Genomic DNA, 12661 nt, shown 5'->3' on the forward strand with positions numbered 1-12661 from the left:
CCTTCTCCGTTTATTTTTGGGTTGTCTCCGTACGTGGATCAAGCACATCACGCAGCCAATCTCCAAGGAAAATAACACCGAGTACGGTAAAAGTAATGGCTAGTCCCGGGAATGTAGCGACCCACCAGCTTGTTGCAACATATTGTCTGCCATCACTGAGCATGCCTCCCCAGGATACATCAGGTGGTTTGATGCCCAGACCCAGGAAACTGAGTGAAGCTTCCATAATAATCGTCGTGCCCACATTCATCCCACAGATCACGATAAAGGACGAGAGGATATTCGGCAGAATATGTTTCACAATCAGTCTTCCGTTCTTCGCACCGATCGATCTGGCCGCATGAACAAAATCCCGCTCCTTAATACTAAGTACCTCACTTCTGACCACACGGGTGAATGGAACCCAATTTGTCACCCCGATGACAAAGATTAGCGTTGTAATACCCGGACCAACAATCGCCATCACAACGAGCATAAATAGAATGGTTGGGATCGCCATGAAGGCATCACCTACACGCATGATGATAGCATCCAGCCATTTCCCGTAGAATCCGGATACCAACCCCAAAATGGCGCCAATGATGCCTGATACAATCACGGCACCCATCCCCACGATTAAGGAAACCCGGGCACCATATACAATTCGACTCCACATGTCTCTGCCCAGATTATCGGTCCCCAGCCAGTATTCGGCCGTTCCACCCTCAAGCCATGCAGGCGGTTTAAGGCGATTGAGCGGATTCACTGCCGCTGGATCATGACTCGTCAATAGAGGTGCACCTATGGCGATTAACACCACCAACAATACAAGCACAGCACCAAACATTCCGGTCTTGCTGATGATCAGTTGTTGCCAGATATAACGAAATCCCGTTGGTGCACGCCCATTGTCCTGTCCCTGTTCTGTACCCGGAATTGGCATTTCATTGCTGCCTGTCATATGATTGCACCTCCTTCTAGTCGTATTTGATGCGCGGATCAAGCAGCCTGTAGGCCACATCCGTCAAGATGTTGATTACCACAACGATAAAAGCAATGACAAACACCGCGGCCTGTACAATCGCCATATCATGTGTGTTGACTGCAACGACCAGCAATTGACCCAGTCCAGGCCAAGAGAATACCGTTTCCGTAATCAAGGTTCCCCCGATCAGACTTGTAAACTGCAAACTCATGATTGTTACTACAGGAATCAAACCATTCCGAAACGCATGTTTCACAATGACAACCATCCGACCCAGTCCTTTGCTCCGGGCTGTTCGAATATAGTCCTGATTCAGAATCTCTAACATACTTGAGCGAATCAGCCGGGTCATCTGCGCAGCCAGTCCAACGCCAAGTGTGAATGCCGGCAAGATCAGATGTGACAATCCTCCGCGACCGGATACCGGCAATACACCCAACATGACGGAGAACAAGAGGATGAGCATGATTCCCATCCAGAAGTTTGGCATGGCCTTACCAATGACGGATATTCCGGAAATGATGAGATCGGTAAACGTATTGCGTTTGACAGCTGAAATGACACCAAGTGGCACAGCCATAAGTACAGCAAAAAACATGGCGGCTACTGCCAGTTCAAAGCTGGCAGGCAATCTCTCCAGCACTAGCTCTAATGCAGGCTGATTGTAGCGAAAAGACTGACCAAAGTCTCCCTGGATCGCACTTCCCAGAAACTTCACGTACTGCGTATATAAAGGCTGGTCCAAACCAAGTGCCTGCGTCAAGACAGCACGATCTTCAGCGGTAGCCGTTTCAGGCAACATTAGCGCAACCGGATCACCGGTGACTCGAACCAAAATGAACACAATTAATGAAACAATGAACAGCACCGGAATGATCTGCAGTAATGACTTAAGTACGTATTTGCCCATTCCTTGTTCACCTCCCTTGTTAAGAAAAAGAACGGCAGGAACATGGTTATCCAGTCCCTGCCGTTCACGGCCTTATCTTTTCAATGACCGGTATAATGCTCGATGTTACTGTGTAACAGGTGTAATCTCGTCAGCATAGAACATCTCGTCACTGCGCGGCGCGAAGTTCACTTTGGCGTTTGTTCCGTACACACCTTCCATTTGGTACAGATATACGGCTGGGCGTTCTTCAGAAAAAATCTGCTGTACTTGCTGGTACTCTTTCTCACGAGCCGCTGGGTCCATATTCACCAATGCAGATTGAAGCAGTTTTTCTACTTCAGGATTGTTGTAATCCGACTCGCCTTTGGCTTCTTCCAACATATAACGATTGTAGTTATTCGAAGCATCGAACAAGGAGTTACCAATACCGATCATGAAGATTTCTTTGAATGATTTGGAGCTGTAACGTTCACTGAATGCACTTGCTTCCAGGACATCCAGATTGATTTTGAATCCGGCTTGTTCCAGCATCGCTGCAACAACTTCAGCTTGTTCTTTGTATTGTGCAGAAACGGAGATGGTCATCTCAGCTTCACCTTCTGCATAGCCAGCTTCTTGCAGCAATTGTTTTGCTTTTTCCAGGTCATAGAGTGACGTTTTGTACAATGAAGGATCAGCACCGAAGTTGCCCGGCGTTACGGATGTGCGGGTTACAATACCTGCCCCGCCGGCAATGCTGTCCACGATTCCTTGTTTGTCGATCGCCAAGTCAATCGCTTCACGCACTTTTGGATCAGCCGTGATGCTGCCTTCCGTCTGACGGAAGATCAACTGAAGCACACGCTGGATTGGTGCTTTGACAATCTTCTTGTCTTCTTCACCTTCGATCCGGGCAATGTCAGTGGACGGAATGGAAGACGCTACATCTACACCACCAGCGAGCAATTCGGATACACGTGTGGAGGCTTCCGGAATAACGCGGAATACCACTTCATTCCATTTGGGTTCACCGTCGAAGTAGTTCTCGTTTTTCACCAATTCGACACGATCGTCTTTGGCCCATTTACTGAACTTGTAAGGACCTGTGCCTACCGGCTGTTTCAGGAAAGCATCAAATCCTTTATCCGCAATATATTTTGCCGGCAGAATACCAGCTCCCATTTTGGACAAACGATTCAGCAAGAGCGGATCTGGACCATCCGTGATGATGTCTACGGTATAGTCATCCACCGCTTTAACTTCTACGATATTTTTGAAATAACTGTTTTGTTTCAGTGTCTCATCCTTGGCTACGCGCTCCAGCGTGTATTTTACATCTGCTGAAGTGAAAGGATCGCCATTGTGGAAGGTTACGCCTTCACGCAGCTTGAATCTCCATGTTGTATCATCAACCTGATCCCATGATGTCGCGAGTCCCGCCACTTTTTTCTGTTCACTGTCATTTTTGATCAGATAATCAAAAACGTTCACCAGAACCGCTTCACTGGAAGTGTTGTTGTTGTTGTGCGGATCGAAACTCTCAATATCTGTTGCCGCAGCAATGGTCAGTGTTGTACTTGGACTTCCACTGTCCGTTCCTCCTGTTGCGGTATTATCATTCGTGCTTGTCGTTTTACCTCCGCAAGCGCTGAGTACCATTACGATTGCCAGTAACGTAATCCACAAGCCTGTCCATTGTCTTTTTTTCATTGTCATTGCTCCCCCTCAGAAGTTGTATTCCTTGCCAAAAATTCAAGAGCTACTGCTGACAACATGCCCACACCATATGGCATCGCTGTCTCATCGAGATCAAACATGGGATGGTGGAGTGGATAACGAGTACGTTCCTCATCATTACCAGATCCTAGTCTGAAAAACACACCCGGAATCTGCTCACAATAAAAAGCGAAATCCTCGCCCCCTGTAGAGGGTTTGATATAGTTCCATCCCTTCTGCGCATTAACCTGATCACAGGTCTCTGTCAGCAGACCAACCATGCCAAGATCATTCACAACAACAGGGTATCCATCTCCGTAGACAACTTCGCATTCAGCTCCGAAAGAATCACAGACCCCTTTAACAACCTGCTCGATCAAAGCTGGCATCTGTTCACGAATGGCAGGTGAGAGTGTACGAACCGTACCGATCATCTCCACTTCCGGGGCGATGGCTGTTCCCATATAACCTCCGGAAATTTTGCCAATGGTGATTACAGCGGGTTCAAGCGGATCAACCATCCGACTGACGATATTTTGCAAGGCGGTGATAACCTGTGCAGATACCGCAATCGCATCAATGCCCTCATGCGGACGAGCTGCATGTCCACCCTTGCCAAACACCTTGATAATCAAGGGATCAGCTGATGCAAATGCAACGCCCTGACTTACGCCCAAGGTTCCCGTGTCCTGTCCAGGGGTCATGTGTAACCCTGCAATGGCATCAACCTTCGGGTTCTCCAGAACACCGTCTTGGATCATGGCTCTTGCTCCTGCAAGTCCTTCTTCCGCTGGCTGGAAAATGAATTTGATGTTGCCTGATTTCGGTCTACCAAGTCCAGTAAGCAGTTGAGCTGCTCCCATCAGGATGGAGGTGTGAGCGTCATGTCCACACAGATGCGCTTTGCCTTCCACTTGCGAGCGGTACTCCACTGCTTTCTGATCTTGGATTGGCAGAGCATCCATGTCTGCTCGCAAGGCAAAGGTTGGTCCGTCGGTCTCTCCGCGAAGCAGGCCTGTAACCCCGGTCTGTCCCACATTACGTGTAACTTCCAGGCCTAGGCTCTCCAGATGTTCAGCTACGATAGCGGAAGTACGATGCTCCTCGTAACCGATTTCCGGATGGCGATGTAAATCTCTGCGCCAAGCAGTTAACTGGGCTTGTAGTGGCTGAGCCAGCTGTATTAGTTCTGAACGATTCATTCGCTGTCATTCCCTTCATTTTCATCCGATTCAGAAACCAAACGGGCATAAATTGCATCCGCCGAGAATTCGATATGTTTTTTCATCATCTCTCGGGACTTGAATTGGTCATGTGCCTTCAGTGCTTCAAGAATCTCCATATGTACACCATGGTTGACCGTACGTATCCGGTCATCATAAGGCATCAAGTCGAGCGCCGGATTAATTTTGGTCCGAATCTGTCTGACAGCCTTCTCGCAATAGGGATTCCCGGAAGCTTTGGCGATGGTCAGATGAAATTTCACATCCAGCGCTCTGAACCATTCCCTTGTACAGTCTGGCTCTATACTTTGCTCCATATAGCTCTCCAGAAGCTCCAGTTCGCCTGCGGTGATCCGCTCAGCAGCGAGAAAAGCTCCCTCCGGCTCGATGATGGTTCGATATTCAAACACCTTGAGCATCTGTGCCCAATCCCGTTTAATCTCTTCTCTGGTCCGTTTATGCGAATTGGCTGTCAGAGGCAATACAAATGTTCCGCCTTTGGCCCCTACCCTTTTTTCAATCAAGCCTTTCTCTTCCAATGAAGAGAGTGCCTCACGAACGGTAATGCGACTTACATTAAAAATCTCTGCCAGATCTCGCTCGGCTGGAAGCTGTTCTTCACTCATTAATTCCTTCAGAATAATGGCTTCTTCCAGTTGTTCTCTAATGAACTCACTAACCTTTTTGGTAGATACTTTCTCAAAACGAAATGAAAACGTACTGGACATCTAAACACTCCGATCTGTATATGGTCTAGACCTTATACCATTAATATAATTCCGACTAAACTTATATGCAATACTTTTTTTCAAGTTAATTCATATTTTTTTCTCACCACCTCCCAATTGAACCATTTTGGGCACAAAAAAGACGCATCTGCAATGGGCAGAAGCATCTCTTTCTCCTCTATAACTTCTTGTTAGCAAAAGGTCTGAAATCGTCCGTAACTGCAAGTTTGGTGCTTCCCTCCAGGTAAAAGTTATCATCAGCTCTCCACGTATGGCTTTTTTTGTTTTTTCTCCGGTGATACACATAATTGAAAGGTGAGGTCGCGTACGCTTTGAATCCTCTTTTTCTGCATTGTCTCAGGAAGGTTACGTCTTCCCCTATTGAACGGTCCGTGAAGCGGACTTTTTTCAAGATCTCCCTTTTGAATAAAATCGTGCCGCCCTGTACAAATTCAACCGGTTTATTTTTCTCAGTAGGTGATCTGACCAATAGTGTCTTAGAAGCACCCAGGTAGACCAGACAGGAATGTTTGCCCACAATATCACTTTGGGTTCGTCTGAGTTCTCTCACCTGTTCTGTCAAATAATGCGGTGAATAGTAGTCATCATCATCAAATTTGGCGATCAACGAAAAGCGAGTCCTTGTTATTCCGGCGTTTAAGCTTTGTCCTAGCGATATGCTCTCCGGAACTTGGTATACATGAACATTGGCAAGATTTCGAACGCGTTTCTGATATAATGACAGATTCATACGGTCATGGTTCAGAACAATGATAAGCTCTTTGCTTTGATAATGCTGCCGACTGTAATTCTGTAGGATGTTCTCAAAAAATTGCGGCCGATTGGTACATACAACAATGGAAACACCATGACTCGTTTTATGTTTAGTCAAGACATACCCTCTTTTCAACTCCGTTTTCTCTCAGCATATGTGCCGAAATAGTGTCTGGTATGGACCAATAGCTAGTAACCACAACACCCAAAAACCCTCTGTCCACAATAACGGGACAAAGGGTTCTGTAATCTGTTCTTTCTGTATTTCGTTCTGTTCTATGCTTCGTTAGCGTTATTCAAGTATACAGCCTTGCCTGTACGAGCAGATTCATAGAGTGCTTCCAGGATCTGAGATACAACGAGCGCTTGTTTTGGTGTAACGACTGGCTCCTGATCGTTCTCAATCGCTTCGATCCACTTTCTCATCTCCACATCCGGTGCGCTCTCGCTCTTGCCATCGTAGAATGCTACCCCACCTGCACTCAGTTCAATCTCGTTCGTATATAGACGGCTGAATTTCTCGCCATTAATGCGCAGTCCGTTCTTCATATCCGCACCGGCTTCGCTTCCGCTCAAGCTGCATTTGGCTTCATCCACGTCCAGTGAGTTAAGTGCCCAGCTGGATTCAAGCATAATTGTTGCACCATTTTCCATCACAATCATGCCAAAGGCTGAGTCCTCTACGGAAAATTGTTTCGGGTCCCACGGGCCCCAGGCGTTGGCCGCATTTTCACGTTGCGAGAGTTCATGGTAGGTCGTGCCGAGTACAACCTTTGGTTGATAATTATCCATCATCCAGAGCGTCAGATCAAGTGCGTGCGTACCAATATCAATCAGCGGACCGCCGCCTTGTTTCTCCTCATCCAGGAAAACACCCCAGGTTGGTACGGCTCTCCGTCGAATGGCATGTGCTTTGGCAAAATAGATATTTCCCAGATCACCCGCTTCGCATACCTTCTTCAGATATTGACTGTCTTCTCTGAAACGGTTGTTGTATCCAATCGTCAGTTTCTTACCGGTACGTTCTGCCGCTTCCAGCATGAGTTGTGCTTCAGCAGACGTCTTCGCCATTGGCTTCTCACACATGACATGTTTACCTGCTTCCAGGGCAGCAATGGAAATCTCGGCATGGGAAATATTCGGGGTAAGCACATGCACAATATCCAGAGACTCATCCTTGAGCAGTTCTTGATAATCGGTATAGACTTCAGCATCCGTAGAGCCATATTTCTGCTTGGCTTCATCTGCACGTTCCTGAACAATATCGCAGAAAGCCACCAGTTCAACATTATCCAGTTTACTCAGACTTGGCAGATGTTTACCATTCGCGATTCCACCACAGCCAATAATTCCGATACGATATACTTTACTCATATATATTCACCCTCACTTAAGTATTGGTTGTTTCATTTTACGAAATGCCGACGGGGTCATCCCCAGACGTTTACGAAATACAGCATGCAAATAGTTGGCATTATTGAAGCCTGAAGCGAGAGCGATCTGTTCGATGGATACGTTACTTTCCTCCAGATTACGGCACACGGCGCGCAGACGAATATCCTCCAGTACGCGGCTGAACGGCATCTCAGGCTGTACTTGATAGAAGATTCTCTGCAATTGTCTGCTGCTGATATGAAGTTTCTCAGCTACATGCTCCAGCGTGACTACTGTAGGATGATTCGCCTCCATATACTGCACTGCATACTCATAACGATACGCTGACATATCCCGAACAGGGGCTTCCGGTCGATTCCCACCGGTGTCGTATGCTCGCACGGTTTTGAGTAATATGCTAATGACCAGCTGCTTGATTGATGTATAATAACCTAATAATTTCTGATCACATGCCTCATAGGCTTCCAAAAAACACTGCATCGCGCGATGATAATCATTCACCGGAGTATGCGGAAGCGTTCTCAGCTTTTCAATCGTCTCCTCAGATTCAGCGGCTTCCCAAGGATCGACATGCTCTCTTGGCTTGTGAACGATATCCACATGAAGACAGAGTTCATCCATATCCTCTTTGGCGTCCGCCTCCTGATAATGAACGACACCCGGACCGGTCAAATACAGCATACCTTCCGAGAGTGCATGTGTCTGTTCATCGAGAATAACCTTACCTTTGCCTCTCGGGATAAAATGAAATTCAAACTCCGCATGATTATGGAAATCCACAACTCGGCCCGCTGGAAAAGAAGTCAGATGAAATCGCATTACGCGAATCTCATAATGTCCCCACACCATTGCAATATCCAGTCTCTCTAGGAGATCCTGCCGTTCAAGCATTTTCTCATAAGGATACAGGCTCAAGTTTGCATACCTCCTTCATAAAACCTAACCCTTCAACTCACTCAGAGTGATTCTGCGCCCTTCCTTGTTAGAGAGATTCGCAGCTTCCATCAACCGGGTCAGCTCCATAGCGATCTGCACGTTTTCCGTTGCATCCGTATCATTTTGTATATGTGCAACCCATTGATTGAATGCGCTTTCCCTTTTGTCTGCCAAAGGAAGTTCAGTCCATTCTTCATACTGTCCCTGTGCTGCTTTTGTACGAATCAACAGCTTATCATCAGGTGTTCCGTAGAGAAGGGTGCCTTCCGTACCATGAACCTCAATCGTAAACGGAGAATGACTATTTACAAAACCAGCTTCAACAACACCAACTGCTCCGGAATCCGTAAACAAGGTTGCAACTGCATTATCTTCCACTTCTTTGCCTGTAATGTATCCGAAGTTCGCATTAACCGCTGTTACTTCCTGACCCAGAAACAGTTTGGCCAGATACATTGGATGGCAGCCCAGATCAATCAGTGCACCGCCCTGACAATCCTTCAGATCATAGAAGTGTTCAGGTAACCAGTTCGAAATCGCTCCATCATGCGATAAACGTGCTCTAACATAAGTCACTTTGCCAAGCAATCCCTGGTTAAGTACATCCTGAATCGTGAGCGTATACCCTGCATTCAGACGTGGTAAGGAGACTGTCATCTTGACTTTGTTTGCCTTTACCTCACCAAGGATTCTGTTGGATTCCGCTTGTGTCGCTGCAATAACTTTCTCCGTAAAGATGTGTTTCCCTGCTTTTGCAGCAGCGGTGATCACTTCTTCATGGATGCGGGTTGGCGCATCTACAATAACGGCATCGATGTCATCCTTAGCCAGCATATCTTCGAGTGAAGCATAGAATGGTACGTTTAAACGTTCAGCCGCTTCCTGTCCCCGCTTGGCATCTTCATCCCACACCGCTGCGATGACTGTATCTTCATGTTCCTGTGCCTGCTTGATGTAATCCCATGCGTGAACATGCCACAAGCTAATTTTCCCAATTCGAATGGTCAATGTATCTTACCTCCATACTATATAATATTCTGACATTTATCTATAAGTTATCACAGAGTTAATGTATTTTTAATAGAAACTCACGACAAATAATGTATAAAATCACGACACGTATATCATTAGGTATGTATGCGGTTTTCCCATATTACTTTGGGTGTGGGTGCATTTAACGGGACACATGACAAAACCTCCTGTCCACACTACCGTGAACAGGAGGTTCCTAAGATAATAAAGTTCAAACATTAACTCAACGTAACGCATACCCTTGTGTAACAATCTTGAACCCGGATATCGTCTGGCTGTCCTCTTCCAACGTATCCTTGACCCGTTCCAGCACATCACTCTCATAAACGGAGGCGCATTCGAATCCAGGCTGAACGTTCAATTCAGCGGCTTCGGTATTCAGATTATACCAGCGAGCGATCACGTCTCCGGTTTCCTCTGCGATCTTCAATGTGGAGAAAGCTAGTGACGAACTTTGTGTATTCCACGCTAACCATTGCTTCGACAGAGGCAACTCCACCTTCTGCCCATCAGCTCCGGCATGACCTTCCCACTCAAAAGTGCGTGCTAATGATCCTAGCTGCACAGTCGTCCACGGAATGGGATACATATATGCGGAAGCACATGCGCCTGACTGTGCTGCATCCCCTGCAAATGGAATAATCGCATATTCCACACTCTGTTGTCCCAGACATTGGGCTTCCGGTGTCTCGAACACGCCCCAGTCTCCCAGCTCCGAAGAGGCACGCAGTAGCGTAACCGCAATCGTACTGCCCTCTTCATGTTGTAAAATCTCGTATTCATTCAGCCCTTTGTTTGCAATCATCAAGCCATGATCACCATCCGTCACATGTACAAACGCTTGCTGATGCTGCGCATTACTCGGATTCACCCATTCCTTGGCCGGTGTGTTCGAACGTTTGGCAACCTCAAAGATGGAATCTGCATAATGTTCCTCTGTCACCAGTCCGGATGGAAAGAGTGCACGCAGCCGATGATCCTTGGCCTGATTGTTAAATTCAGATTTTACTTTGACCATATTACTGCCTGCTTCCAGCGTATACGTTGTCGTAATTACCAGCGGAACCGTGTTCTTCACCCGCTGTGCCTTCCGTTCTGTAAAAGGAACCATTTGGCGCTTCTCCAGCTCGAACAGTTCATCTGCTCCAGCAGGAATGTCCCAGTGTAATACACTCTCCATGACTGCACGATACGGAGATTGCTCCACGATCCGCAGGTCTGCCTTCAGATGATTCGTGGTCAGCGTCATCTCTCCGTCAGGCTGACGATAGACGTATTCATTGCCGATATCACCGGTATTTTCATATGAATTCAAGCCCCTGTATACAGCACCGGAGATCTTATCTTCAATCGTTGCCGTACCATTCTCTTCAATCGTCACCCGCAAATGACCGTTTTCCATCATCATTCCCTGAACCTGAACGAGTTCGCTCGTAGCGGGCACTTCAGCAATCTCTGTTTGCTTCTGAACTGGAATAAGAGCATACGTCTTATAACCCAACGAAGGTACATCCACCGCCTGGAAAGTCACTCTAACTTTACGAGCCATATAAGGCTGTCGGAAGCGATCCTTCGGAAGTTCATAACCGAAATGCGCACCCAGATCCTTGATTTCAGCCGAGTACGCGTGTCCATCCGAATCGACCAGTTGATATGCTGGCAGTGCATCTTTTTCCACCTTCTGTGCAAGTGCCTGAGGATTAGGCCCTTCCGGGAAAAAGGCTTTGTCCACAATAAGATCCATCTCCATGATGCCATTTCGATTCCACCCACTCGTGTTGAATACAGTGAACGGCACGGCTTCCTCTCCCCAAGCCTCAGCAGGTTGCGCACGAATGGATTCAGCAATCGCTTGCGCGCTCTGGGAAACCAATTTCTCTGCAAGCTGTCTGCTCTTGGCGAAGCGGGTCACCATCTCACGGTGAACCTCATCCACACTGCATCCGCAGATGCTATCATGCGGGTGGTTCTGCATCAGCATCTTCCAAGCATGTGTTAACAGATGATGCGGATAATCTTTAACCCCGGCTACATGGGCCATGGCGGCCAGTGGTTCAGCTACTTTTTCGAGCAACGTCTGCCCCTGCTGATTCAACTGTTTCAGATAAACCCGTGCGGATGCCGTGTTCACCAGTGTTCCCCAACCATCCGTGTGCTGACTGCGAAGTTCACCTTCAATGGTCGCCAGATTTTCAGGGACATCTTTCGTAACCGCCTCAATGTAATCGTCAAAATTGGAGTGAATAAATTCCACATCCGGATACAACGCAGCCGCCGTGCGTAAAGCCTCAGGCAGATCCGTCTGGATCGGCTGATGATCACAACCATTCATGAACAACAGATGTGGAGTCGAGGCGAATTTCTCGGCATCCTCCAGATTTTTATCCCAGTATAATTGAGCTTTCTCTGGTTCAACCGGAACTTCCATCCCATTGCAGTACCAATTCGCGAACAAAATACCGAGCACTTCCGAGCCATCCGGCGAACGCCAGATCATCTCGGAATAGGGAGATTCGTAACTATCCGCATCAACCACGGCATTATTGAATCCGGTAGGCTTTACCCCGCGCCCGAAGATCGCGTTATGAATGTCCGCCTGTTGCAGAATCTGCGGTGCCTGTCCCATATTTCCGAATGAGTCAGGGAAGTACCCCGTCTTGGATATCACACCGAATGGACGAGCATCACGATGACCGATGAGCAGATTTCGCAAGTTGGCCTCGCTGCTGGTCAGAAACTCATCCTGTAACACATACCATGGGCCAAAATGAATGCGTCCTTCACGAATATAGCGGTCAAGTCTCTCCTGTTGTTCAGGCCGAACCTGCAAATAATCCTCACGAATAATCGTCTGCCCATCCAGATGGAAATAACGATATTCCGGGTCCTGATCGAGCGTATCCAGCAGTTTATCCATCAGCTCAATGAGAAGAACATGATGATGTTCATAAGGCATATACCATTCCCGGTCCCAATGGGTATGCGAGATGAGATGTGCCGTCTTTTTGGTTGTCATGTTGCG

At 47.4% G+C, this 12661-nt stretch carries 10 protein-coding genes; all 10 read right to left on the bottom strand.

The features are described from left to right. Positions 1–10 precede the first annotated feature (10 nt). Complete coding sequence (locus ACX9NY_RS09735) at positions 11–940, bottom strand: ABC transporter permease (RefSeq protein ID WP_339242414.1); 930 nt, start codon at positions 938–940, stop codon at positions 11–13. Between the two features lie 16 nt (positions 941–956). Continuing rightward, positions 957–1874, bottom strand: coding sequence for an ABC transporter permease (locus ACX9NY_RS09740; RefSeq protein ID WP_017688654.1), 918 nt, complete (start codon positions 1872–1874; stop codon positions 957–959). 105 nt (positions 1875–1979) lie between these two features. Further along, the gene (locus tag ACX9NY_RS09745) at positions 1980–3545 is read right to left on the bottom strand and encodes an ABC transporter substrate-binding protein (RefSeq protein ID WP_339260981.1); all 1566 of its coding nucleotides are present in this window, start codon (positions 3543–3545) and stop codon (positions 1980–1982) included. 2 nt (positions 3546–3547) lie between these two features. After that, complete coding sequence (locus tag ACX9NY_RS09750) at positions 3548–4753, bottom strand: M20 metallopeptidase family protein (RefSeq protein WP_472478380.1); 1206 nt, start codon at positions 4751–4753, stop codon at positions 3548–3550. Then, on the bottom strand, positions 4750–5502 hold the full coding sequence (locus ACX9NY_RS09755) for a FadR/GntR family transcriptional regulator (protein WP_339242408.1): 753 nt from the start codon (positions 5500–5502) through the stop codon (positions 4750–4752). The genes ACX9NY_RS09750 and ACX9NY_RS09755 overlap by 4 nt, the downstream gene beginning before the upstream one ends. Positions 5503–5680: 178 nt before the next feature. Further along, positions 5681–6394, bottom strand: coding sequence for a glycosyltransferase family 2 protein (locus ACX9NY_RS09760; RefSeq protein WP_472478382.1), 714 nt, complete (start codon positions 6392–6394; stop codon positions 5681–5683). A gap of 158 nt (positions 6395–6552) precedes the next feature. Further along, positions 6553–7650, bottom strand: coding sequence for a Gfo/Idh/MocA family protein (locus ACX9NY_RS09765; RefSeq protein WP_339242404.1), 1098 nt, complete (start codon positions 7648–7650; stop codon positions 6553–6555). 12 nt (positions 7651–7662) lie between these two features. Further along, the gene (locus ACX9NY_RS09770; RefSeq protein ID WP_472478384.1) at positions 7663–8586 is read right to left on the bottom strand and encodes an AraC family transcriptional regulator; all 924 of its coding nucleotides are present in this window, start codon (positions 8584–8586) and stop codon (positions 7663–7665) included. A 24-nt stretch (positions 8587–8610) separates the two neighbouring features. Beyond that, complete coding sequence (locus ACX9NY_RS09775; RefSeq protein ID WP_472478386.1) at positions 8611–9615, bottom strand: Gfo/Idh/MocA family protein; 1005 nt, start codon at positions 9613–9615, stop codon at positions 8611–8613. Positions 9616–9862: 247 nt separating this feature from the next. Beyond that, on the bottom strand, positions 9863–12655 hold the full coding sequence (locus ACX9NY_RS09780; protein ID WP_472478388.1) for an alpha-mannosidase: 2793 nt from the start codon (positions 12653–12655) through the stop codon (positions 9863–9865). Positions 12656–12661 lie beyond the last annotated feature (6 nt).

This window comes from Paenibacillus sp. CB74 (assembly GCF_055687625.1).

Coding starts and splice junctions, on each gene's coding strand:
- ACX9NY_RS09780 (WP_472478388.1), bottom strand. CDS start 12,655: ATGACAACCAAAAAGACGGCACATCTCATCTCGCATACCCATTGGGAC.
- ACX9NY_RS09750 (WP_472478380.1), bottom strand. CDS start 4,753: ATGAATCGTTCAGAACTAATACAGCTGGCTCAGCCACTACAAGCCCAG.
- ACX9NY_RS09735 (WP_339242414.1), bottom strand. CDS start 940: ATGACAGGCAGCAATGAAATGCCAATTCCGGGTACAGAACAGGGACAG.
- ACX9NY_RS09765 (WP_339242404.1), bottom strand. CDS start 7,650: ATGAGTAAAGTATATCGTATCGGAATTATTGGCTGTGGTGGAATCGCG.
- ACX9NY_RS09755 (WP_339242408.1), bottom strand. CDS start 5,502: ATGTCCAGTACGTTTTCATTTCGTTTTGAGAAAGTATCTACCAAAAAG.
- ACX9NY_RS09745 (WP_339260981.1), bottom strand. CDS start 3,545: ATGAAAAAAAGACAATGGACAGGCTTGTGGATTACGTTACTGGCAATC.
- ACX9NY_RS09740 (WP_017688654.1), bottom strand. CDS start 1,874: ATGGGCAAATACGTACTTAAGTCATTACTGCAGATCATTCCGGTGCTG.